Origin of the sequence: Paenibacillus sp. FSL R10-2778 (genome assembly GCF_038593035.1) — a bacterium.
Classification (GTDB): domain Bacteria; phylum Bacillota; class Bacilli; order Paenibacillales; family Paenibacillaceae; genus Paenibacillus_AQ; species Paenibacillus_AQ odorifer.
In genome coordinates, this window is sequence record NZ_CP151956.1 from 2571844 (window position 1) to 2596183 (window position 24340).

A 24340-nucleotide genomic window follows, 5' to 3' on the forward strand; every position below is an offset into this window, starting at 1 on the left:
TGTTTTATGATTACATGATACTGATTTTAGCTTATAATAAGCAATGAATTAATTTAGGATTCGTTAAAATACTAATTCAATAAGCATAGGAGACGTTGAAATGTACTTAACCACAGATTCTGAATCCTTGCAGGTGTATGAAGCGCTGGCAAGTGAAGTTAGGCTGCGAATTATTGAAATTCTGGACCGCAGAGAGATGCACATCAAAGAGCTGGCAGCGGAGCTCTATCTTAGTAGTGCAATTGTCAGTACTCATGTAGCAAAGCTGCAAAAAGCAGGCCTGATCAGTTCTAAAATGAGACGAGTAAATGGAGGGACCTATAAATATTGTTCTTTGTCTGCGAATTATCTGCAGATTAAATTATCGGGCTCCCGCGGAGTTGCCAGAAAGGTGGTTGAAGTGTCTATCCCTGTAGGGCAATATACCGATATCCAGGCTTTACCTACCTGCGGGATTGCTACTACTGAGAAGCTGATCGGCTATTATGATGATCCACGTTATTTTCTGGACCCGGAACGGGTGAATGCCGGCATTGTATGGTTTGCGAAAGGTTCTATCGAGTACAAGATTCCAAATTATCTATTTCAAGATCAAGTGGTGCAGGAGATTGAGATTTCGCTGGAAATAGGTTCCGAAGCTCCACATGTAAATGAGAAGTGGCCGTCGGATATTGGCTTTATGATGAATGGACAGGATTTAGGAAAATGGACCAGTCCGGGCGACTTTGGCCTCACTAGAGGACGATTAAATCCCATTTGGTGGCGTTCGGATGTTAACCAATATGGTTTGCTGAAGGTTCTGCGGATTAATGCAGGTGGAACCTTTGTGGATGGGCAGCAAATCTCAGATATTACCTTGGAGGATGTACGAGTAGAGCAGGATCAGTGGACCTTTCGTTTAACGGCAGAGAATAGCGGACGGAGAAGAGGCGGACTAACCATATATGGCCGTGGATTTGGGAATTACGAGCAAGACATTATGTTTAGAGTGTATTATGAATGATTTCGAGTTTGCAGAAGAGGTGTTTTATAAGATTCTGTAGAAAATTTAAGCTTGTGTACCAATTATTACCTCTGATAAAATAAAAATAAAAAATATATTGTAATGAAAACGTTTTTATGTTAATTTAAATCTATAAAAACGTTTTTATTCGTAAAGGAAGATTGAATCATTATGGAAAAGGTAACGATCAAAGATGTTGCCAGAGAGGCTGGAGTCTCCATTTCTACGGTTTCCAACGCGCTAAATGACGTAGATGTATTGAACCCGGAGACGAAATCACATGTTCTTAAGGTTGCGAAGCGATTAAATTATGTTCCTAACCTGAACGGTAAGCTCCTTAGGAATGGGAAAACCAAAATGCTGGGTTTTTTCACAACAAGTGTGTCGGGTCCATACTTCTATAAGCTTGTTGAGTCCATGTCGCGTGAATGTGACCGGCTAGGTTACGGGCTGAATGTATTTGTTACCAAGGACAAACAAGTGATTATGAGCAATATTCTAGGCCGGCGAGTGGATGGTGTCATTATTTACGAGGAGCTGAGAATAGACGAAGAAGAAATTGCCGCAATGGTGAAAGACAAGATCAAGGCTGTATTTCTGGATCGGCCGCTTAAGAACGACACGATGGGAAGCGTGATATTTGATTCTTTTGAAGCGGGGTTTGAAGCGACCAAATATTTAATCAGTCTAGGGCATAAAAAGATTGCTTACATATCTGGTGTGGATGAGATGTACGACAGTGTTCAGCGGAGAGAAGGATACTTAGCTGCTTTGCGTCAGTATCAGCTACCCACGCATGAAGAGTATATTATACAAGGATATTTTGAAGAAGAAAGCACCTACAACGCTATAAAATCTTTTCTTCACTATAGTCCTGATAAAATACCTGATGCCTTCTTAGCAGGGAACGACTTGAGTGCGATTGGATGTATTCAAGCTTTGAAATCGCATGGATACGAAGTTCCGATAGATGTTAGTGTTATGGGGTTTGATGATATTGATATTGCGCAATATTTCTCACCGCCTTTAACTACTGTAAGAAATCAAATTGCTAGACAGGGTATTTTGGCTATTAATCACCTCGTTCGTATGATTCAGAAGAAGGAACAGGGCGAGATGATGAAATTGGCGGGTGAATTAGTTGTAAGAGGTTCTAGTCAAGTAAAGATTGGTCGGTAAGAACACATATATGTAATGGGTTCAAGATTTCACCCGATCATTTTTTATAATTTTGTTGTTTTGGGAGGGTTTTTTTTTCAAAAAAATAAAAACGTTTTTATTGTTTGGGGATCATGATTTGGAGGGGAGAAGAAAAAGTGGATAAATTAGCCGTAGTGCCAACAAACGGAAAGAATCCAATGAGCGGGAAAAAGCCTATGGGGCAGAGGGTCAAAGAATTTGTAATTGATTACAAGAGACAATGGGAAATTCAATCCATGGTCATCCCGGGAATTATTTTTATGATTATCTTTTGTTTTATTCCGATTTACGGATTGACGATTGCTTTTAAAAGTTACACCGTAATTGATACGCTCGATTCTGCACCTTGGGTAGGGCTCGATAATTTCAGAATTATTTTATCTGATAAATATTTTTGGGACGCTGTAGTCAATACATTAGGGATCAGCTTTCTGAAATTAGCCATAGGGTTTGTTATTCCTATTATTTTATCCGTTATGATTTACGAATTAAGTGGTGGACGCTTTAAAAAGATAGTGCAAACCATCTCTTATTTACCACACTTTTTGTCCTGGATCGTTCTCGGCGGGATGCTGATTGCCTGGTTTTCCTCATCCGGTATGTTTAATGAGATTATGCTCAGTTTGGGACTGATTTCGAAACCGGTAAATATTTTGCTTGATGCGAATAAATACTGGTGGATTGCAACGTTATCCGATATTTGGAAAGAGGCTGGTTGGGGAACGATTCTCTACTTAGCCATTATGTCGAAAATTGATCCTACTTATTATGAGGCTGCCAAAATAGATGGCGCAAGCCGTATGAGACAAATTTGGAATATCACGCTTCCTAACATGAAACCGATTATCAGTTTAAATCTGATTCTCACTGTAAGCGGTTTATTAGGATCAAATCTGGACCAAACCCTGGTATTGATGAATTCTCAGAACCGCGTTAAGGCGGAGGTCATTAATTCTTATGTGTATCGTATGGGTATGACGCAAGGTGACTTCTCTTATGCTACTGCTGTTGGTTTAGGTGTCTCCATCGTTTCAGTCATCCTACTGATTAGCGCCAACAAAGTATCCAGTAAATTAAATGATAATCAATCAGTTCTGTAGAAGGAGGCATTTCTGTGAATCGTACGGTGGCTAAAGAAGATCTCGATAGTCGAATCTTTAATACCTTAAATATTATTTTGCTCTGTATTTGTACAATCATTATTGTCGTTCCTTTATGGAATGTAGTCATATCCTCTTTAAGTTCGGGCAAGGCGCTTGCGGAAGGCGGATTCATATTTTGGTCTCCAGAGTTCTCTTTGGAAAATTATCGTGCTGTATTTCAAGATGAGACCATCGGTTTAGCATTCGTAGTATCGCTTGCCAAAACATTCATTGGTGTCATTACCCACGTATTCTTTTGTGCCATGATCGGTTATGGCTTGAGTAAGAAATACATACGTGGACGTAAGCTGTATGTTGCCATGGGTGTAATCACTATGTTTTTCTCTGGTGGAATGATCCCTACGTATTTATTGATTAAATCATTAGGCCTCTTAAACAGCTTCTGGGTTTATATTATCCCGGCCTTGTTCAGTTATTATGATGTAGTTATTCTAATGAACTTCTTCAGAAATGTACCGGATTCACTTGAAGAGTCAGCCAAAATTGATGGTGCAGGTGACTGGCGCATTTTCCTGAAAATCTTTATCCCTCTTTCCATGCCGGCTATGGCCACCATTGCGTTATTTAACGGGGTTGGGCAGTGGAACGACTTTATGACTACCAAGTTATATATTACCGATCAATCGCTCTACCCGCTGCAGATGAAGCTCTATGAAATCATTGTTCAGTCGCAAACACAATCCATGCAAAATGTTGGTGGATCTGCGATTATCGAAACTACGACTAAAGGGGTTCAACTAGCAACAATTGTCATTACAACTTTGCCGATTGTTGTGATGTATCCAATATTACAGAGGTACTTTATCTCAGGCATGATGATGGGGGCGGTGAAGGAATAGTAAGTAAATCTCCAAGTAGTGAATGCTTACAAAACATTTTAGGGGGAAACAAAAGATGAACAAAGCATTTGGGAAAAAAGGACTCAAACTTTGTACGGCACTTATGGCTGTTGTATTAGTATTTACAGGTTGTGGATCGAAAGGTAATTCTGACAGCTCCAGTAAAGAGTTAAGCTCCATTGAAGGCCGTTATACTATAGATCCGGAAACACCGGCATGGAAGCTGGATACAAAAAAAGAGACAACAGATCTGACTTGGTACGTGAATGCAGACTGGTGGAATACTGATTTCGGAAAAGACCTTGTCACCAAGAAAATTAAAGAGGATTTAAACATCAACATTAAATTCATTACAGGCGATGACACTAAGCTGAATACGATTTTTGCCGGCGGTGAAATGCCAGACCTGTTGACTATTTTTGATTCCAACTCTCCAGTCGTACAAAAAGCTGCTACCTGGGCATTGCCTTTAAATGATCTGGCAGATAAATATGATCCGTATTTCAATAAAGTTGCAGAAAAAGATACGATGAACTGGTTCCAGTTAGCTGATGGCAAGACCTATGGATACCCTAACTATTCCAATACGCAAAACGATTATGATAGCGGTAACATCCCTGCTAAAACAGCCTTTGTCATCCGTAAGGATGTTTACGAAGCCATTGGAAAACCAAGCTTTGGAACTCCTGAGGAATTCAAGAGCGTTATGCAACAAATCAAAAAACAATTCCCGGACATGATTCCTTTTGGTTTTAACTCCATTGGTTCAGGCACTGGTTCTTTGGGAGATGTATTGGAGGATTTCATCGGAGTGCCGATGGAAACTGAAAATGGCGAGTTCTACAACCGTAACCTAGATGAGGATTACTTGACTTGGTTGAAAACGTTAAATGAAGTCTACAGAAATGGTGATATCAGTGATGACAGCTTTGCTGATGACGGTACTGCCTTTGAAGAAAAAGTGAAATCCGGTAAATATGCAACAATACTTTTGGATGGAACCCCTCAACAAAGTGGTAACCTGCAAATCTTCATGACAGAAAATCCAGGCAAGGAATATATCGCTATTGATGGCCCACAAAGTACTGTTGGACATGAACCAACGTTGAATCAATCCGGAATTACAGGTTGGATGATTAGCTATGTTACTAAAAAGGCTAAGGATCCTGCAAAAGCGATTCAAATTTACACTTATTTGCTCAGCGACGAAGGACAAAAGCTCATGAACTACGGTATTGAAGGAGAGACCTATAAAGTTAACGACAGCGGTAAAATTGAATTCTTGCCTGAAATCAAAGACCTGCAATTAAATAATGCCGATAAATTCAAAAAAGATTACCGGATGGGCGAATTTATGTTCTTTGGACATGACCGTGATAAAGCGCTGAGTAATGACGCATTCGCAGATTCCATTAAACAAATGCAAGAGTGGGGCAAAGGAAAGCTAAAACCACACTTTATTCTTGAAAATATTAACCCGGCTCAAGGAACGCCTGAAGCTCGCAGTCTTACTGCAATTGATACTACTTGGAACACTACGCTTGTAAGTATGATCCGCGCTAAAGACGATGCTACATTCGACAGCACCTTAGCTGCTTACAAAACATTTTTGAATGATAACAACTGGGATAAGATTGTAGAAGTTCGTTCTGAAAAAATGAAAAACAACAAAGAAAAATTAGGTCTTAAATAAGTTAGATAATAGAATGTGGCCCCTTCACTGGGGCCTCTTCATAGAAAGATGGAGGGAAACAACATGCCAGAGCTTAAAATTTATCAATCCACCGGGGAGAATACATTATTTGTAGAGCAAAGTCTGCAACAATTAACTCCAATTGCTGACGCAGAGGCGACCACTACTGTAACTATTGACGAGAATCAAACCTTTCAGGAAATGGATGGCTTTGGAGCATCCTTTACGGATTCATCCGCTTATTTGATTAATCAAGTCCTGGACAACGAACAGAAAAAGGAAGTCATGAGCAAGCTTTTTGACGCACAAGATGGAATTGGTTTGTCCGTATTAAGAAATCCAATGGGGGCATCGGATTATGCTAGAGATATTTATAGCTATGACGATAGACCTGCACTGGAAACGGATACGGAATTAACCCACTTCTCTATCGCACATGATGAAGCAGACATTATCCCTTTGTTGCAACAAGCTCTGGAAATTAACCCTGAGATCAAACTGATGGCTTCTCCATGGAGTGCACCAGGTTGGATGAAGACTAGCGGATCGATGATTGCTGGAGAACTTAAACAAGAATATTATCAGGCTTATGCCGATTATTTTGTTCGATATATTCAAGCTTTTGAAGGGCACGGATTGCCAACTTATGCTGTAACACCACAGAACGAGCCTTTATTTGAACCCAAACACTACCCTAGTATGTTAATGTTGCCTGAGGCGCAAAAAGATTTCATTAAAAACTACCTGAAGCCTAGCTTTGTTAAGCATAACATCGCTACAAAAATTCTCTGCTACGACCACAACTGGGATCGTCCAGATTATCCGTTAACCGTGCTCGATTATGCAAAAGATGAAGTAGATGGTGTAGCTTGGCACTGGTATGGTGGCAATGCGTCAGCGCAATCAGAGGTTCTGAAAGCTTTTGCTGATAAAGAAGTGCATTTTACAGAAGGTTCTGGTGGAGAATGGATTCCTCCGTTTGAACAAGCCTTCTCCAATGTAATGAGAACAGGGATTGATATTCTTAGAAATCATAGTAAATCCTTTGTGTTATGGAATATGGCCTTAGATGAAAAGAACGGCCCAACCGTACCGGGTTTTGGCAAAAGTACTTGTCGTGGTGTTGTGACAGTCAACCAAGAGACCAAGGAGCTTACGTATACGCTCGACTATTATGCGCTGGCCCATTTCAGTAAATTTATTCGTCCGAAGGCTGTGCGTATTGACGCCTCCACCAATCAAGAAGTGATTCGTTCCGTAGCTTTTAAGAATACAGATAACTCTATTGCAGTTGTTCTGTTCAACGATAGTGAAAAGGCTGAGAATGTGGCTTTGAACTTGCCGGGAGCGGATGAATTATCTTTCCGTTTGGCATCAAAAAGTGCTTTATCCATTCTGATAAAATAATTAGAGGACGTAGCTCAGAAGCACTCGAATCTTGATTCGGGTGCTTTTTTTATGAAAATAATCGTATAAAAAATCAATGTTCGGTAAGCATAGTTTTGAATTTACGGATTTTCAATAATAGTAAATAAAAATGGCAGTCCAAAGCTGAAGTTCAGCGTCTGGACTGCCATTTATTTTTTGTGTAATTGGATTGCGAGTTCTAACGTTCTAAACGGTAACCACCGTGAAATACAGGACCCACATATTCATTAAACGCAAATCCATTACGAATGGCTGCGGAGACAAAATCTTTAGCTTTTGCAACAGCTTCATGAACCGTTAAGCCATTAGCTAGACCGCCTGTAATTGCTGCGGCAAAAGTACATCCAGCTCCATGATTGTGAGCGGGTTCGATTTTGGCTGTTTGGAATACAGTGTACTCAGAACCGTCGAAGAAGATATCAATCGCTTGATCGCCGCCGAGTGCTTTGCCGCCTTTAACCACGACATTACGTGCACCGAGCTTATGAATCAGACGGGCAGCTTCTTTCATTTCCTCAAGGGTAGTAAGTTTGCCAAGACCTGAAAGAACACCTGCTTCAAACAAGTTTGGGGTGACCACAGTTGCTAGTGGTAGCAATAAGTCACGAATAGCCTCAGCGCTGTCAGGGTTCAAGACTTCATCTTCACCCTTGCACACCATAACTGGATCAATAACTACATTAGTCTGAAGATTTTCTTTGATCGCTTGCTCTGCAACGCGCACAATTTCAACACTTCCAAGCATACCTGTCTTCATGGCATTAACCGGGCCACCAGCGAAAATAGTTTTTAACTGCTCAGCAACAATGGAGGCATCAATTGGATAAACATTATGGTGCCAGCCGTTGTCCGGGTCCATAGTAACGATAGTGGTCAAGGCACTAAAGCCGTAGGTACCATACTCTTCAAATGTTTTTAGATCCGCTTGGATGCCTGCGCCACCACTGGAGTCGCTGCCTGCAATAGTTAGAGTTTTAATAATTTGAGTCATGGTTACGTCCCCTTTATATATGTCTGAATTTATAAACAACGCATTGCATTGATTATAACAAAAAATAGCACCTACGTCTTTCTAAAAGCAAGAGCAAGGTTGAAAATACCTTCCTCTAAAAATTCCCACCCTTAGTCCAGCTTCTCTGCGTTTGGGTCAGCAATGAAGAGCGGTCCATGATTATCTGTAAAGAACTTCATGAGGGTCTCCACTACTTCCTGCTGTGGGGATGTTTGAGCTTGATGTATTCCGATACTGCGGAATAAATAACCCCATTCTCCCTTATCGTAATAGGCAGCACCCTCATCCTGATAACCATTCGCGTCTGCTTGAAGCGTATATCTGACCGTTCTTGCTTCAGCTCCGGCAGTACCTAAAATATGCTGTTCGCTAAACTTAAGTGGATTATTAATGGTAAATCCCAGCGCGTCAGCCCATTCGGCTTTTTCCGGGAAATAGGCTCCGATTGCAGTGATGGCACAGCCTGTGCAAGTCCAAGCCGTATCTGAATAGTTCATGTTTTGTTCCGGATGGTTCGGATCCTGAAAGGTAACTCCATAAGAACCGTTAGCGCCGACAACCGCGGTAGCCTGCCATCCGGCAGGAGCGAGTAGAAGATAACCTCCACCGATATCAGGACGGTAGACCAGCGTTGCTTCTACTTGGTTTTTCATGTCTTGAGATAAAGAAAAGGTCATTTCAGGTATGGGGGGGATTTCTGTATTTACATATTCGTCACCACTATCAATATTTAGCTGCGCGAGCGTAGTGTGCAGTGGAATGATGACCTGCCCATTATCGGGATCACTGCTAGGAAATTCGAGCATTTCTTGTGTGGAGCTGGGTTTGTTATCTGCTTCATTATTAGTTTGTGCGTTGGTGGATGTGGGTGGTGTGGTAGGTGTACCCCAGTCGAGCCCTTTATATCCAATCAGCAGCACTAGTACAATTACGACGCACAATATTGAAGTTAAGATCCAGCCGTTTCTAACACCTCTTCGTTTGGATTTCATATATGTTGTACCTCCTTTGATCTTACTTATATAGACCTAAGAATGGAGTGGAAAGTTTCTTACATAACCTTTATATTTCTGAAGTTCTTCATGATCGGGCGGGATAGAGAGGGAGTCCGTTTCTTAAACCCTGCATATCAATATAGAAAGAATTTCAAACAAAGCGTGTAGGAGGGCGAGTATGGTTACGATTAGTTTATGTATGATAGTACGAAATGAAGAAAAAAGCTTGCATAGATGTTTGTCTACCATTGCAAGTCTCGTAGATGAAATTGTTATCGTGGATACAGGCTCGACGGATAAAACGAAAGAGATTGCGTTGTCCTTCGGAGCTGTAATTTATGATTTTGAATGGATTGATAATTTTAGTGCCGCACGTAATTTTGCCTTTAGCAAAGCTACTCAGGAGTACATTTTGTGGCTTGATGCGGATGATTATATAAAGGAAGAGGATCAGATTCTTTTTAAAAAACTAAAAGAAATCCTGCCAGGACATATTCACAGTGTGAACATGCAATATAATCTGGCTTTTGACGAAGCGGGAAATGTCACAGCTAGTTTACGCCGCAACAGGCTGGTTCGGCGCAGCTGCAACTTTCAATGGATCGGGCCTGTTCATGAGTATTTAGAGGTAAGTGGTCCTTCTTTTAGTAGTGATGTCTGCATCACACATGAGAAAGATAAGGAATACACAGATCGTAATTTACGGATTTATCAAAAACGTGTTGCACTGGGTGAAGTATTTTCGCCGAGAGACCAGTATTATTATGCGAATGAATTAAGGGATCATGCTATTAATGAAGAGGCTTGCAAATACTATGAGATTTTCTTAGCGGGTGGGCAGGGCTGGATTGAAGATAATTTCCAGGCTTGCCTAAAGCTTGCCGAATGCCGGGAACGGCTGGGGGATAAAGACGGTGCATTTGAAGCGTTATGTAAAACCTTGCAGTATGATAAACCACGGTCAGAGTTCTGTTGCCGACTGGGGGCACTTCTGCTGGAAAAAGGCCAGTTGCATCCAGCCGCATACTGGTATGAGCTAGCGATTCAGCTACCGCGGGATAACGATTCGATGGGGATGAAGAATGGAATCTTTTATACCTGGCTGCCGCATCTTCAACTGGCACTTTGTTATGATCGTCTCGGCCAATACGAGAAGGCGAATCATCACAATGAAACGGCGTTGAGTTTTTATCCATCCCATCCTAGTATGTTATACAATCGCACCTATTTCAAAAATCTGCTTGGCGATAAATATGTAGCGCTCCAGGTTTAATTTAGTAAAAGAGATGCCCCAGCCGTTCTGATTATGACTGCTGGGGCATTAATGCGTTTTTTGGAGCTTGCAAGATTACTGGCAGTGGGGAACCTTCCCGTGATCCCCGGCAAGCTTCGCTGATTGGGTCCAGATTTCCGCGTAGGAAGTAGTTATCGGACCCAGCTGACCTTAAAAGCTGCTATATGGCACATTTGGAATTCTAACGGACCGCATAGTCGCTATTGACCTGAAACACACTCGATTTGGAGCAATATCTCAGGAATAGTTGCACTGGAGTCCGAAACTGTGCTCAAAAGGCGATAAATGAGCAAATAGCGTCATCTGAGTCCGGAAGCATCAGAAGGGAGAGAGTGAAGCGGATAGTTACTGGCGGAGTTGTGCTGTTCCCTTGATCCCCGTCAAGCTTCGCTGATTAGCTCCAAATTTCCGCGTACGAAGTAGCTATCGGACTCAGCCGACCTTAAACGCTGCTATATGGCACATTTGGAATTCTAACGGACCGCATAGTCGCTATTGACCAGAAACACACTCGATTTGGAGCAATATCTCAGGAATAGCTGCACTGGAGTCCGAAACTGTGCTCAAAAGGCGATAAATGAGCAAATAGCGTCATCTGGGTCCGAAAGCACCTGGGGCGAATGGTTACTGGATGTAAGAGTAAGGTCAGGGGTGTAAGATTCCCGGTAGCGAAGGAGTAAAGGCATTGCGGATGATTACTGTGTGTAAGAGTAAGCTCGGCGTAAATGACTCCGGCAGTGTAGGAGTACAGGCGTGGCGTATGATTACTGGGCGCAAGAGTAAGCTCGTAGGTGGATCATTATCAGCAGCGTAGGAGTAAAGGTAGACAGTAATTAATATTCAGAAGATATCCCAAAGAGGGTAACCCAGCATCCATGAACTAGATGCCGGGTTACCCTCTTTTAGTAAGCTGGATTGTATTGTTGTTCCTTTTTATAATCGTTTGGAGGGAGACCTACTTCTTGTTTGAAAAGCTTGGAGAAATAGGAGTAGTTGCTATAGCCGACTTTGTTCGCGACGGTATATACAGACATATTTGTGGTTTCTAATAGATGTTTCGCAGCAGCGATTCGGACGTGGATGACGTAGCTTCCTAATGAAACCCCAGTTTCTCGTTTGAATATCCTCGCCAGGTAATCAGGATTGAGATAAACAATTTCAGCCAAATCATTTCGGGTCAGATCATCGCCGTAATGTGAATGAATGTATTGTTTGATTTCTTCTGCGACGGACTTAGGCTGGGCAGCAAAGTCACGATATTTCATGGCTGTAGTGACAAGGTATTTAAGATATTCTTCCATATCCTCGATTGAATCCAAAGAGTGCATAGATAATTTATCATTAGTTTTGCCAGAGTATAATTTGTGCGATCGTATCCCTTTCAGATTGAGAAATGAATAGACTAGCTGAACTACATCTAAACGGAACAAGCTAAGGACAGAGGTCTCAAGTGTTCTATTGTTAAGCATGACCTTTAAATATTGTGTAACTTCTTCAAGAAAAGCAGTGAATTTATTCTGGTTCAGCAGCTCTTCCAAATAGGCAAGATCCGGTGGTGTATAGCCCGGTTTATTTTGCTGCAGATAAGCCTCCACCAAAAAGGTCTGATTTCTGCATCTCGTAATTTCTTCATCCATAGTCAGGGATTGTTTTAGAACATTCCCTACATTACTCAGTTTATCGTATAAGCCAATATTGCAGCAGACATCACATTTTAAATAAGGATTCGCCTTTTGAATAAAAGAAGAACATAATGCTTCAAGCCGTTGCGTGTCTGGTGCCTGGTTCCATTTTAAAATGGCGATCCAGTTATAATCTCTATATTCCAGAATGCTTTCGATGGTAAAACAAGGGTGCTGAAACAATTCGTACAATACATTTAGCAGGGCAAAATCAAACAGATCCTTTTCTTCTTTTCCCATGCTGCCATTGTAAGGGAATAAGTTAAATATCAAAGGCTGTAGAGTATCGCTCATTTGATAGGAGAGGTTTTGTTCTTCAATGGCATGTGTGATGTCTGCCAACTTAATCGGAAATGATGTACTGCCACTGACTAGCTTCCGCCAAAAATGCTCAAGAATCTTCGCCTGATTTTTTTGCCAAAAGTAACCGCCCTGAATGGCTTTTTCGTTTTTTTGCTGCTCTTTTGCTTGGGTGACCGCCTTTTGGATGATCAACATCAGCTTGTCAAATTCAATGGGTTTGAGGAAATATTCAAAGCTCTGCAATTCGATTGCTTTCTGCGCATAGTTGAAATCTGCATAATTGGTAAGAAGAATAGTCTGAATACTATAATTTCCCTCGCGAATCCATGCCAGTAATTCCAGTCCGCTGCCCTGCGGCATTTCAATATCTGAAATCAGAATTTGAACAGAATGCTTTTCTATTATTTCACGTGCTTGAGCGACATTATTAGCCGTATAAACGGTATCAATGTGGAGTGATTCCCAATCTATTTTCTTTTGCAATGCGGCAATAACATAAAAGTCATCATCAACAAGCAGTACATTCATAGTTTGCTCTCCATTCATTTAGATTTATCAGGAAGTTTCGGAAGATATAAGATTACACTAGCGCCGCCGCCCTCCAAATTGGAGAAGGTGACGGTTGCTCTTTTTAAATATAGGTACTCTAGTCTTTTAAGCGTATTCATAATGCCGATTTGCGTACCTTTACTTTGATCCAAGGGCTCTCCAAGATTAAGTTTCTCTAACACCTGAGGTGGAAAACCGGGACCGGTATCGGTGAGCTGGATAACGAGTATTTCTTCTTCCTGCTCCATCTGTAATCGTTGTACTGTAAGTCTGATCTCGGCTTCATGTTCGCGTGAAATCGCATATTTAATTGAATTTTCGATAAAGGTTTGCAGCACTAACGGTGGAATTTCCACACTGCCTGCCTGATCCTCTTGTTCGATGTAATAAATAAATGCGTCCTGATAACGTTGCTTTTGAATCTCCAAGTAGGTTCGGACATGCTCGATTTCATCCTCTAACCGGACAAAATTCTCGCCATTCTGAAAAATGTAACGGAAATACTTAGAGGTAGACAACGTCATATTTTCAATTTCTTTATACATATGAATTTGCGCCATGCTATAGATGCTAGTCAGACAGTTTAAGAAAAAGTGTGGTTTAATCTGTAGCTTCATATAGTCCAGCTGTATTCTTTGTTTCTCCAGTTCCTGCTCGTACATAGCGATTTTAAAGGTTTTGATTTGTTCAACCAAGCCTTTAAACTGAGTGTTTGCCTGTTCCAGCTCTATAATCTCACTGCTTTTGAAATCTGCGGGTTGCCCAGACTCATTAATGAAAGCAAGGTTATCGGAGAAGCTTTGAATCGGACCTAACACTCTTTTTTTGAAAAAGAGCAGAACAATGCATAACGTGGAGGTCACAATGAAGAACAATAACATAATAAGCAGCTGGGCAATCATGATTTTTTCGAATATGCCATATTTAATGACCATTTTGGTGCTGAAGGTGGTGTCTGAGAATGCGCTGTTGATGGTTGTACGCGATTGGAAAAGATTAGCGAATCCCCCATTTTCCGTTATTAACGTACCGCTATTGGAGATCGGACTGGTTAAAGGCTGTTCATTCTCATCTACTAGAGAAACATAACCATTGGCGCCAAGATTAATTTGGCGTAGCGGCCGGATCAGATTATCTGCGGAGATCAGTCCAATTAAATAACGATTGTAATAGGGCACGATATTAATTACATAATAATGGTTGTTCACAAGAATAGGCGTCCATTTGGAATAAAACTTCTCATACATCTCCTTATCATCAATATAAGAAATAATCTTCTTTTTCAGCTCCCTGTAATCCGTATAGGTTACGCTGATCGGTGCACAATTCAAAAAATAGGTCTCATTTTTCAAATAGTAGAAGAAGTTATACTCATGCCCGTAGTTTTTTTGCAGCTCGGTAAAGCGTTTGAACAGATTATCATTTGCTTTTAAGAACTCGATACTGTTGACCCCGTAAGTATTCATCGTTAGTAAGCTCTCATCGTTCCCAAGCGTCCAGCCCATATAGTGATTAATGTAGGCAAAATCATGATTAATACGATTGATGTAAAGTGCCGCAGTATCCTGCAAATTTCGAGTGGACTGCTGCTTAACGATGGAAATGGAAGCGATGCTGATTCCTAAATCCAGAATAAGGACTGTGAATGAAACCAACATCATGACTTTTATATAATGGCGAATGGGGTAGGTTTTGTGTTTCGCTGTTTTTTTGATCATAAAGTCATTATAAAACCTCTGCGTGAAAAAAACATAAGAACTCGCTATCGATTCCCCTCAAAGTCCGGATAGCACATACAGAAGTCGGGATACTGTTATTAAATCTCCCCAAGTAGAGCATTTAGCTTTTGTATTTTTTGTAAGCGAATTCAAAGGTCTGGATAACCGTCTTAATGTGTCCGGAATACGAAAAAATAAGAAGTTATTATAAAGCTATTCAGATGCATTTTGATAAATTGAAATGGGGGATTAAGAGATGAGTCAACACAGTAAGAAAAAAACTGCAAAGAAATGGACTGTGGGTCTGCTGGCGGCTGCGATGGTATTTGGAATTGCTGGCTGCGGCGGTAACAACGGGAATAATGCAGCGACAAATGAAACGAGCAGCTATAACAAAGAAGGTCTGCCGATTGTGAATGAGCCTGTGACACTTAAAGTGCTGACTGTCCGTTGGGGGAGTATGGGGGACACCTTTACGCAAAACCAATGGCTGAAGGATCTGGAGAAAAATACGAATGTCAAAATCGATTGGCAAGTAATGTCCTCCAATGACTGGGGTGAGCAGAAGTCCATTATGCTGGCAAGTGGCACGCTTCCGGATATCGTTTTGGGAGATCAAACCTTTGGGGATGCCGATATCGTAAATAATCTGAGCTTTTTCCGGCCGCTTGATGATTATATTGAGCAAAATATGCCTAATCTCAAAGCAGCTATGGAAGAAACCCCAGAAATGAAAAAAATCAGCACATTTCCTGACGGGAAAATCTACTCCCTGCCAACAAGACTTCCTGCACGTCCAAAAAGCTCACGTCAGCCTGTGATTAACAAGACCTGGCTGGACAAATTGGGCTTGAAGGTGCCTGAAACGATTGATGAGCTTTATAACGTGCTCAAAGCTTTTAAAGAACAAGATCCGAATGGGAATGGAAAACAAGATGAGATTCCTTTTATTGAAATTGGTAATGACTTGATTAGTCCTTTCGGAATTGCCGATTTGAATAACAATAATATGATCATCAAGGACGGAAAAGCGATATATTTTCCTGTTTCAGAAGAGTTCAAAGAAGGTCTCAAATGGGAAAATAAATTGTATGCGGAAGGCTTGCTAGATAAAGAGGTATTCACTCAGGACGACACGATGAGATCGGCTAAGTTCCAGAATCCGGATGCTCCAATTGTAGGCTTTACGTACCAGTGGACTCCAGACGCCGTGTTTGGAAAATGGAGCGATCAATATGTGACGATTCCACCGATTGCCGGACCAGATGGTAAACGTTATACGATCGGGAATCCGATTGGGATGAATCTTAACCGTAATGAGCTGCTGATCACTACATCCTGCAAATATCCTGAGGTTGCTGCACGTTGGGCAGATCAGTTCTACACTGACGAAGCGAGCATTCAGAATTTCTGGGGTGCGATTGGAACGGTTATTAAGAAAAACGATGATAGCACTTATACGTTGATGGATCCACCAGCTGGAACCAGCGCAGATGCTTGGTATTGGGATCAATCGCTACGTGATTTTGGACCGAAATATGTGAGCCCATCCTTTGAATCGAAAATTGTCCTGAACCCTGAAAGTGGAGATGGACTGAAGCTGCAGCTGGATAAGCTGGGCAGTGAATATGTAACCACACCTTTCCCTAACGTAATGTACACTTCTGAGGAGTTCGAGGAGCTGCCAACCTTGACTACGGATATCGACAGCTATGTGAATACTATGCGGGCGCAATTTATTAGCAAAGGCGGAATTGACGAGGGCTGGGATGCTTATGTGAGCAAGCTTAATAAAATGGGACTTGAAAAGTTAGTTAAGATTCGCACGGATGCTTACAGCCGTTATATGAACGTGAAATAACCTATTCGTCTTTCGAAAAAGGTGCTGCCCTGCAGGATAGCTGTGGGGTAGCATTCTCTATTTTAAATAAGGAGGGGATGTCATGAAATCTGGTCCACTTCATTTCGGGCGGAAATTCGGACAAATCAAACAAAATTGGGGTCTCTATCTATTGCTTTTTCCTGCTGTAGTTCTGACGTTATTATTCGCGTACAAGCCAATGTACGGGGTGCTGATTGCTTTCAAGGATTATAGCCCGGCGTTGGGAATTGGAGGCAGCCCTTGGGCTGGATTCAAGTACTTCGAGAAATTTTTTCATTCCTATCAATTTTCATCAACGATTAAAAACACATTGATCATCAGTGTGTACAGTCTGATTACCTTTCCGATTCCAATTATACTGGCGCTGATGGTTAACCAGATGAGACCTAACCGGTTCAGACGTTTTTTCCAGACGGTGTCCTATATGCCGCACTTTATCTCCACAGTAGTAATGGTGGGTTTAATGATGATTTTGTTCTCACCTAGCACCGGACTGCTGGGCAATATATATAGTCTTTTTGGAAAAGAGGCTCCTGATCTGATTGGCTCTGCTGGATTATTCAGCAGTGTATATGTTTGGTCGGATGTGTGGCAGCATGTCGGCTGGGACAGCATTATCTTTATCGCTGCGCTCTCCGCAGTTGATCCTAGCTTGTACGAGGCGGCAACCGTAGACGGAGCAAGCCGGATGCATAAAATTCGTTATATTGATATTCCGATGCTGATGCCAACAGCGATAACCTTGCTTATTTTGCGGGTCGGTGGATTGCTTGGGGTTGGGTTTGAAAAAGTGTACTTAATGCAAAATGACTTGAACATCACTTCGAGCGAAATTCTTTCTACTTATGTCTACAAAATTGGCTTGCTCAGCAGTCAATACAGCTTTTCCTCGGCGATCAACCTGTTCAACACCGTTATTAATTTTATTTTATTGATCATGGTCAATCAGATTTCTAAAAAACTAAGCGAAAATAGCTTGTGGTAGAAGGGAGGAGTATTGAAATGGGAGGTTTAGAGACAGTTACTAAAGGGAATATGGGGAAAATAAAGAAGAATCGTTCTTCGGATACTATAATGGAAATAGTGATGTATGTTATATCAGCAATTTTTCTAGTTATCTTAATTTATCCGCTATATTTTATCGTCATTGCTTCGTTCAGTGATCCTTCCGCGGTGGCGGGGGGGCAGGTTTGGTTATTTCCTAAAGGGTTCACCTTCGATGGTTACAAAGAGCTGCTGCGTCATGAAAATATTTGGATCGGTTACTGGAATACCATCATGTATACGGTGGTAGGGACGGCAATCGGTTTAATTGTAAATATTTCTGCGGCCTATGCGTTGTCCAGAAAGGATCTTGTGGGGCGAAAATATCTTTCCCTGTTTTTCATCTTTACGATGTTTTTTAATGGGGGGTTAATTCCGACTTTTCTAACGATCCGTGATTTCCATCTGTACGACACATTTCTGGTGATGGTACTGCCTTTCTCCGTTGGGGTGTTTAACATTATCGTTGCCCGCACCTTTTTTCAGTCGAGTATTCCGGGAGATTTATGGGAAGCTGCACAGATCGATGGTTGTGGAAATCTTCGATATTTTGTACAGATCGTTTTGCCACTATCGAAGGCGATTATTGCCGTGCTGGGTCTATGGATCGCCGTTGGTTACTGGAATTCATATTTTAATGCCTTGATCTATTTGAAAAATCCTAATATGTATCCCTTGCAGCTGATTCTGCGAAATATTCTGATCACCAATCAGATGCAATCGGGGATGGGAACCGGGGAAGCTGCGCAAATCGCACTACGACTCGCCAATATGATGCGGTATTCTGTTATTATCGTGGCAACGGTTCCGATTATGTGTGTGTACCCCTTTGTACAAAAATACTTTAACCAAGGGGTAATGATCGGCGCAGTGAAGGAATAGTACATTCGGCTATTCTACTAACATTCATTCGTAAGGAGCAAGAACGTTATGAAAAAGCAACAAAAAAACAGGATATATAGAACAATCACCGTCATTCTTTTAGTGACAACGTTGCTTGCTAGCCTTACTGCCTGTAAAGGGAGCAATGGGGTTAATTCTGTTGAACCTGAGCCGGGCGGATTTAACAAAGAAGGATTGCCGATAGTGGATAAGCCTGTGACGCTGAAAGTACTCACTGTCCGGTGGGTAAGCATGGGAGATTCTTTTACCGAGAATCAATGGCTCAAGGATTTGGAGAAGAACACGAATGTCAAAATCGAGTGGCAGGTGATGTCCTCCAATGATTGGAGTGAACGGAAGTCTATTATGCTGGCCAGCGGCACACTTCCAGATATCATTTTAGGGAGTCAGACCTTTGGAGATGCGGATATCGTCAATAATTTAAGCTTATTTCGGCCGCTAGATGATTATATTGAGCAAAACATGCCTAATCTCAAAGCAGCTATGGAAGAAACACCGGAAATGAAAAAAATCAGCACCTTTCCTGACGGGAAAATCTACTCGCTGCCTGCAAGATTACCCTCACGTCCTAAAAGCTCACGTCAGCCTGTGATTAATAAAACCTGGCTGGACAAATTGGGTTTGAAGGTACCGGATACGATAGACGATCTTTATAACGTGCTAAAAGCATTCAAAGAACAAGATCCGAATGGAAACGGAAAACAGGATGAGATTCCTTTTATCGAATTAAGTAATGATCTAATCAGTCCTTTCGGAATTGCAGATTTGAATAATAACTTCATGGTGGTCAAGGACGGAAATGCGGTTTATTACCCGATTTCAGAGGAGTACAAAGAAGGGCTCAAATGGGAGAGCAAATTGTTTAAAGACGGATTACTTGATAAAGAAGTATTCACTCAAGACGAAACGATGAGATCGGCAAAGTTTCTAAATCCGGATGCCCCAATCGTAGGCTTCTCTTATCAGTGGACGCCAGACGCTATGTTTGGCAAATGGAGTGATCAATATGTGACCATTCCGCCAATTGCTGGACCAGACGGGAAGCGCTACACCGTTGGGAACCCGTATGGGATGAATCTGGAACGCAATGAGCTGTTGATCACCACATCCTGCAAGTATCCAGAAATTGCTGCACGCTGGGCGGATCAGTTCTATACCAATGAAGCCAGCATTCAGAATTTCTGGGGTGCCATTGGAACGGTGATTAAGAAAAATGACAACGGTACGTATACATTGATGGACCCTCCAACCGGCACCAGTGCGGATGCTTGGTATTGGGAACAGTCACTCCGGGATTTTGGGCCGAAATATGTAAGCCCAGCTTTTGAAAAGACCATCTTTCTAAATCCTAAAACCGGAGATGGACTGAAGCTACAACTCGATAAGCTGGGAAGTGACTATACAACACCACCTTTCCCCAACGTAATGTACACTGCAGAAGAGTTTCAGGAGCTGCCGACCTTGACCACCGATATTGATAGTTACGTCAATACAATGCGTGCTCAATTTATAATCTCAGGTGTTATTGACGAGCAGTGGGATGACTATGTGAAGCAGCTACGGGGGATGGGCCTCGAAAAGATGGTGAAAATTCGGACAGATGCTTTCAGCCGTTATATGGGCGTTGAATAACAAGAAATGAGGTTTTTACTTGATGGGAAATATAATGAAAGAGCCAACCCCTTTGGCGGCCCAATTAAAGCTGCATTCTGAACCAGGCAGTAATGCTGACGCGATTATTCAGGGGGAGTGCTATCGGTTCACTGTCTTAACTCCGGAGCTTATCCGGATGGAATATAGTGAGGAAGGTTTTTTCGAAGATCGGGCGTCGCAGACCGTTGTGAATCGCAATTTCCCGGTTCCAGAGTTCCGCGTAATGGATCTGGGGAATAAACTTGAGTTGATTACGGAGCGCCTGCATTTAACTTATGACAAGCAGCCTTTCTCCCGGCATGGTCTCAGTGTTCGGGTGAGAAACGAAGCGGGTCACCTAATGAGTGTCTGGAATTATGGAGATACAGTCCAAGATTTGGGAGGAACAGCACGTACACTGGATAATGCAGATGGTGCCATTCCGCTGGAGTACGGACTACTTTCACGTGCGGGGTATACGTTAGTTGATGATAGCACCTCCCTAGTACTGGAAGAGGATGGACGGGTCGAGCTACGGGCGTTGGCTGGCCTCGATGTTTATTTTTTTGGATACGGTCATGATTATTTGCACTGCTTGAAGGATTTCTATCACCTTTGCGGTCGTACGCCCCTATTGCCACGTTATGCCCTTGGCAACTGGTGGAGCCGTTATTACCGATATTCAGAAGAAGAATACAAAGCGTTAATGGAGCGGTTTGAGCTCGAGCGAATTCCGTTTTCCGTCGCTGTTATAGATATGGATTGGCATCTCGTCGATATTGATCCGCAGTATGGCAGTGGCTGGACGGGTTATACCTGGAACCGGGAACTGTTTCCGGAGCCTCAAAGATTTTTGGCATGGCTGCATGAAAAAGGTCTTCGAGTAACGCTCAACGTACATCCAGCAGACGGTGTACGGGCGTTTGAAGATCCTTATCTGGCCATTGCTGCGGAGATGGGGATGGACCCGGAAAAAGGGGATGCTGTGGAATTTGATATTACGGACCCGGATTTTTTACAGGCATACTTTAAGTTTCTGCATCATCCGCTAGAGGATGAAGGTGTGGACTTCTGGTGGATTGATTGGCAGCAGGGTGGAGTGACTAAAGTACCGGGACTAGATCCGCTTTGGATGCTGAACCATTATCACTATCTGGATAGCGGCCGGCGAGGCAACCGGCAGATTACTTTTTCCCGTTATGCAGGTCTTGGCAGCCATCGTTATCCTGTGGGCTTCTCTGGAGATACCATTGTCACTTGGGAGTCGCTGGATTTCCAGCCATACTTCACAGCCAACGCCGCCAACGTGGGATATGGTTGGTGGAGCCATGATATCGGGGGCCATATGAATGGTTATTTAGACGATGAGTTGGCAATGCGCTGGGTGCAATTCGGTGTTTTTTCACCTATTCTGCGGTTACATAGTTCTGCTAGTGCCTTTAACAGCAAGGAGCCATGGCGATTCAATAAGATTGCGGAAGATGTGATGAAGGATTGCCTGCGCTTGCGGCATAGTTTACTTCCCTATCTGTACACCATGAATCGCTATGCCAGCCGCGATAGTCTTCCGTTAATCCGACCGATGTATTATCATCATGCGTTGTCGAATGAAGCCTATGAAGTGCCCAATGAATATTATTTCGGAACGGAACTTATTGCCTGTCCGATTACACAGCCGGTCAACCCAAAGGTAGGCGTTGCCGAATTTAAGGCTTGGTTACCTGAAGGGATTTGGATAGATTTTTTTAACGGAAGAGTGTACGACGGTGGCAGAAAGCTTTCTCTTTATCGCAATCTTGAGAATATCCCTGTATTAGCTAAAGCGGGTGCTATTGTGCCCATGGCAGATCTGACGCAATTTACCTCTTCAGTGGATAATCCGAAGCATATGGAGGTCCGTGTATTTGCGGGAGGAAGGGGTCATTTTCATCTCTGGGAGGATGAGGGCGATACTGCGGAGGATCAGGATGATCAATGGTGTGATACAGAAATGATCCTGGAAATGGGGGATAGAGCCAGCTTCAAGATTCTCTCTGCTAAGGGAAATACAAAGGTTGTGCCTGAGCGGAGATCGTGGAAGCTGTCCTTTGTTGGTTTTGCTGATACGAAGGTACAGGTATTCGCTGGCGGCACAGAAATCGAAGCAAACATGGACTATGATGAGGCTACACATACGCTTACGATCATGATTTCGGATCAAGCGGTAGAGCATTCATTGGAGGTAACGTTCACAGATGCCCGGATTGTGGTGAATTCCGTAGATGATGAGGTGTTCAGCCTTCTGAACCGTGCGCAAATTCTATTCCAATTGAAAGAGCAAATTTACCATGTAGTCAAAGCAGCAGTAACGCCGATGGCAGCCCTGGCTTCTCTTGCCTCGTTGGATCTTGAACATACACTGTATGGAGCGTTATGCGAAATACTGTCGGCAAGACTTTAAGCACTATTTCATTTAATTTAATAAAAAAGGAGGTTCTCTCTGTGCGCTGGCATAAAGAGAACCTCTTTATTATTAGGAAAGAACCGCTGCTACTTAATTAGCAGGGTTTGAATGGCATGAGCCGGAATCATGTTCTCAGCCAGTTCGTCATGGAAGCGCAGGGTGAATGGAAGCTCTTGCTCTGTGCGGTTCATAACGATAACAGCAATAGTGCCATCAGGGTTGCGGAAAGCTGTTGTTTCAAGCTTATCTGTATATTTGGAGAAACCAATGCGTTTAGCACCCGGACGAATATATTTACTGAAGTGCCCGATGTAATAGAAAGAGCTCTCAAAAGTAATTTCATCGTTTTTGGTATCTCCGATAATTGGAGCGTCACAGTAATTTCCTACATGATTAGGTCCACCTTGCTCATCCAAGACAATGTTCCAGTCTGTCCAGCTCGACATCCAGTTGTTCAGATTGCCAATGATATCATGTCCGTAACGTTCACCGGTATTCCATGAGCCGAGATGAACGCCACCTTCTTGGCAGCCTTCGCTGAAGAACAGCTTTTTATCTGGGAAACGATCATGTACAGCAGAGAGGGCTTCGAAGTGATCACCGGAATACCAATGGAAGCAGATTCCCCATATGTATTTGGACGCTGCTTGATCTTCAAAAGCAACCTTAGCACGGTCATATACCCGTTCTTTGTTATGATCCCAGATCATAACTTTTACATGGCCCAAGCCCGCTTGTTCCAGAGCAGGTCCCAAGTAGTCACGCACAAAATCCTTTTCTTCTTCAGCGGTATACAGGCAGGAATCCCATCTTTGTACAGCTTTGGCTTCATTCTGAACACTGACAGCCCAGATATCAATTCCTTCTGCAGCGTACGCCTCAATATATTTAACGAACATGTTAGCCCAAGCCTCACGATATTCAGGCTTAAGAGCTCCGCCTCCGTTCATTTGCCCGTTTGTCTTCATGAACGCTGGAGGACTCCATGGGGAAGAGAACAGACGAAAATCTTCACCTACTGCTGCGGCAGCATTTTTTATGAGGGGGATAATTGATTCGTGATCTCTGGAAATATCGAATGAACGTAGCTCCGCATCGCCTTCCTTTACATAAGCATAGTTGCCCAGTGAGAAGTCGCAGCTTTGGATGTGTGAGCGGCAAAGGGTGTATCCGATGCCGTGCTCAGGATGAAAATAAGCGTCAATGATTTCTTTTTGTTTAGCTTCACTAAGTTTAGCGATAGTAACGGCAGAGGACTCCGTAAGGGCTCCACCAAAGCCTTCAATTTCTTGATACTCCAGATCATCATAGATATTGATTAGCTCTGATTCGACTCCTGACGTATCGGGAAGGAAAATCAGAGGGTCCTTTTCTGTTAAACGATCCGTGGTTTCTTTAGCGGTTTGAATGACGCGAATAGTTTTACTCATAATGGTTGATAACCTCCTACATATGAATTCTGTCTTTATTATAGAAGGAGATTCACTGCACTTTGAAGAAACTATATGGCTAAGAACCTCAACAATCTGGTCATTGATTACTATGGAAAGAGGAGAA

Annotated in this window: 18 protein-coding genes; 13 read left to right on the plus strand and 5 right to left on the minus strand. The window is 42.5% G+C overall.

Annotated features, from left to right (window positions below):
• The first annotated feature begins 100 nt into the window (after positions 1 to 100).
• From NST40_RS11155 to NST40_RS11180, 6 genes are all read left to right on the plus strand, one after another.
• Complete coding sequence (locus NST40_RS11155) at positions 101 to 1003, plus strand: ArsR family transcriptional regulator (RefSeq protein WP_076219818.1); 903 nt, start codon at positions 101 to 103, stop codon at positions 1001 to 1003.
• A 171-nt stretch (positions 1004 to 1174) separates the two neighbouring features.
• On the plus strand, positions 1175 to 2182 hold the full coding sequence (locus NST40_RS11160) for a LacI family DNA-binding transcriptional regulator (RefSeq protein ID WP_076277434.1): 1008 nt from the start codon (positions 1175 to 1177) through the stop codon (positions 2180 to 2182).
• A 179-nt stretch (positions 2183 to 2361) separates the two neighbouring features.
• Positions 2362 to 3303 carry an ABC transporter permease subunit gene (locus NST40_RS11165; protein ID WP_036689816.1) on the plus strand — a complete coding sequence of 314 codons (942 nt, stop codon included), beginning with the start codon at positions 2362 to 2364 and terminating at the stop codon, positions 3301 to 3303.
• 14 nt (positions 3304 to 3317) lie between these two features.
• Complete coding sequence (locus NST40_RS11170) at positions 3318 to 4205, plus strand: carbohydrate ABC transporter permease (RefSeq protein WP_036689738.1); 888 nt, start codon at positions 3318 to 3320, stop codon at positions 4203 to 4205.
• 55 nt (positions 4206 to 4260) lie between these two features.
• Positions 4261 to 5898, plus strand: coding sequence for a sugar ABC transporter substrate-binding protein (locus NST40_RS11175; protein ID WP_038569996.1), 1638 nt, complete (start codon positions 4261 to 4263; stop codon positions 5896 to 5898).
• A gap of 63 nt (positions 5899 to 5961) precedes the next feature.
• Complete coding sequence (locus NST40_RS11180) at positions 5962 to 7305, plus strand: glycoside hydrolase family 30 beta sandwich domain-containing protein (RefSeq protein WP_076277433.1); 1344 nt, start codon at positions 5962 to 5964, stop codon at positions 7303 to 7305.
• 199 nt (positions 7306 to 7504) lie between these two features.
• Here NST40_RS11180 and thiD read toward each other — a convergent pair whose 3' ends face one another.
• Positions 7505 to 8317, minus strand: a complete 813-nt coding sequence (gene thiD, locus NST40_RS11185; RefSeq protein ID WP_038570000.1) for a bifunctional hydroxymethylpyrimidine kinase/phosphomethylpyrimidine kinase — start codon at positions 8315 to 8317, stop codon at positions 7505 to 7507.
• 131 nt (positions 8318 to 8448) lie between these two features.
• The gene (locus NST40_RS11190; RefSeq protein ID WP_076219817.1) at positions 8449 to 9330 is read right to left on the minus strand and encodes a DUF4850 domain-containing protein; all 882 of its coding nucleotides are present in this window, start codon (positions 9328 to 9330) and stop codon (positions 8449 to 8451) included.
• A 181-nt stretch (positions 9331 to 9511) separates the two neighbouring features.
• On the opposite strand from NST40_RS11190, the gene NST40_RS11195 reads away from it, so the two are divergent.
• Positions 9512 to 10606 (plus strand): glycosyltransferase family 2 protein, encoded by a 1095-nt coding sequence (locus NST40_RS11195; protein WP_076277432.1) that lies wholly within the window; start codon positions 9512 to 9514, stop codon positions 10604 to 10606.
• A gap of 706 nt (positions 10607 to 11312) precedes the next feature.
• Positions 11313 to 11441: a hypothetical protein gene (locus NST40_RS11200; protein WP_256715861.1), complete on the plus strand. Its 129-nt coding sequence runs from the start codon at positions 11313 to 11315 to the stop codon at positions 11439 to 11441.
• Between the two features lie 88 nt (positions 11442 to 11529).
• Here NST40_RS11200 and NST40_RS11205 read toward each other — a convergent pair whose 3' ends face one another.
• The gene (locus NST40_RS11205; protein ID WP_076193819.1) at positions 11530 to 13140 is read right to left on the minus strand and encodes a helix-turn-helix domain-containing protein; all 1611 of its coding nucleotides are present in this window, start codon (positions 13138 to 13140) and stop codon (positions 11530 to 11532) included.
• Between the two features lie 14 nt (positions 13141 to 13154).
• The gene (locus tag NST40_RS11210) at positions 13155 to 14879 is read right to left on the minus strand and encodes a histidine kinase (RefSeq protein WP_341002058.1); all 1725 of its coding nucleotides are present in this window, start codon (positions 14877 to 14879) and stop codon (positions 13155 to 13157) included.
• 256 nt (positions 14880 to 15135) lie between these two features.
• Between NST40_RS11210 and NST40_RS11215 the strand changes: the two genes are divergently transcribed.
• The 5 genes from NST40_RS11215 (at position 15136) to NST40_RS11235 (ending at position 22780) form a co-directional block, all read left to right on the plus strand.
• Positions 15136 to 16740, plus strand: coding sequence for an extracellular solute-binding protein (locus NST40_RS11215; protein ID WP_341002059.1), 1605 nt, complete (start codon positions 15136 to 15138; stop codon positions 16738 to 16740).
• A gap of 82 nt (positions 16741 to 16822) precedes the next feature.
• Entirely contained in the window at positions 16823 to 17746 is a 924-nt protein-coding gene (locus NST40_RS11220) for an ABC transporter permease subunit (RefSeq protein WP_036689753.1), read from the plus strand.
• Between the two features lie 17 nt (positions 17747 to 17763).
• Positions 17764 to 18687 (plus strand): carbohydrate ABC transporter permease, encoded by a 924-nt coding sequence (locus NST40_RS11225; protein ID WP_081387666.1) that lies wholly within the window; start codon positions 17764 to 17766, stop codon positions 18685 to 18687.
• Between the two features lie 48 nt (positions 18688 to 18735).
• Positions 18736 to 20340 carry an extracellular solute-binding protein gene (locus NST40_RS11230; RefSeq protein WP_076193823.1) on the plus strand — a complete coding sequence of 535 codons (1605 nt, stop codon included), beginning with the start codon at positions 18736 to 18738 and terminating at the stop codon, positions 20338 to 20340.
• Positions 20341 to 20362: 22 nt separating this feature from the next.
• Positions 20363 to 22780, plus strand: coding sequence for a TIM-barrel domain-containing protein (locus NST40_RS11235; protein ID WP_342410679.1), 2418 nt, complete (start codon positions 20363 to 20365; stop codon positions 22778 to 22780).
• Between the two features lie 89 nt (positions 22781 to 22869).
• On the opposite strand, the gene NST40_RS11240 is transcribed toward NST40_RS11235, so the two are convergent.
• Positions 22870 to 24213, minus strand: coding sequence for a glycoside hydrolase family 30 protein (locus tag NST40_RS11240; protein ID WP_076277952.1), 1344 nt, complete (start codon positions 24211 to 24213; stop codon positions 22870 to 22872).
• Positions 24214 to 24340: the final 127 nt, after the last annotated feature.

What these genes read in the sequence shown, in the direction of transcription:
- NST40_RS11155 (WP_076219818.1), top strand. Translation starts at nt 101, where the DNA reads ATGTACTTAACCACAGATTCTGAATCCTTGCAGGTGTATGAAGCGCTG.
- NST40_RS11165 (WP_036689816.1), top strand. Translation starts at nt 2,362, where the DNA reads ATGAGCGGGAAAAAGCCTATGGGGCAGAGGGTCAAAGAATTTGTAATT.
- NST40_RS11190 (WP_076219817.1), bottom strand. Translation starts at nt 9,330, where the DNA reads ATGAAATCCAAACGAAGAGGTGTTAGAAACGGCTGGATCTTAACTTCA.
- NST40_RS11220 (WP_036689753.1), top strand. Translation starts at nt 16,823, where the DNA reads ATGAAATCTGGTCCACTTCATTTCGGGCGGAAATTCGGACAAATCAAA.
- NST40_RS11160 (WP_076277434.1), top strand. Translation starts at nt 1,175, where the DNA reads ATGGAAAAGGTAACGATCAAAGATGTTGCCAGAGAGGCTGGAGTCTCC.
- NST40_RS11175 (WP_038569996.1), top strand. Translation starts at nt 4,261, where the DNA reads ATGAACAAAGCATTTGGGAAAAAAGGACTCAAACTTTGTACGGCACTT.
- NST40_RS11240 (WP_076277952.1), bottom strand. Translation starts at nt 24,213, where the DNA reads ATGAGTAAAACTATTCGCGTCATTCAAACCGCTAAAGAAACCACGGAT.
- NST40_RS11230 (WP_076193823.1), top strand. Translation starts at nt 18,736, where the DNA reads ATGAAAAAGCAACAAAAAAACAGGATATATAGAACAATCACCGTCATT.
- NST40_RS11180 (WP_076277433.1), top strand. Translation starts at nt 5,962, where the DNA reads ATGCCAGAGCTTAAAATTTATCAATCCACCGGGGAGAATACATTATTT.
- NST40_RS11210 (WP_341002058.1), bottom strand. Translation starts at nt 14,879, where the DNA reads ATGATCAAAAAAACAGCGAAACACAAAACCTACCCCATTCGCCATTAT.
- NST40_RS11225 (WP_081387666.1), top strand. Translation starts at nt 17,764, where the DNA reads ATGGGAGGTTTAGAGACAGTTACTAAAGGGAATATGGGGAAAATAAAG.
- NST40_RS11205 (WP_076193819.1), bottom strand. Translation starts at nt 13,140, where the DNA reads ATGAATGTACTGCTTGTTGATGATGACTTTTATGTTATTGCCGCATTG.
- NST40_RS11235 (WP_342410679.1), top strand. Translation starts at nt 20,363, where the DNA reads ATGGGAAATATAATGAAAGAGCCAACCCCTTTGGCGGCCCAATTAAAG.
- NST40_RS11195 (WP_076277432.1), top strand. Translation starts at nt 9,512, where the DNA reads ATGGTTACGATTAGTTTATGTATGATAGTACGAAATGAAGAAAAAAGC.
- NST40_RS11215 (WP_341002059.1), top strand. Translation starts at nt 15,136, where the DNA reads ATGAGTCAACACAGTAAGAAAAAAACTGCAAAGAAATGGACTGTGGGT.
- thiD (WP_038570000.1), bottom strand. Translation starts at nt 8,317, where the DNA reads ATGACTCAAATTATTAAAACTCTAACTATTGCAGGCAGCGACTCCAGT.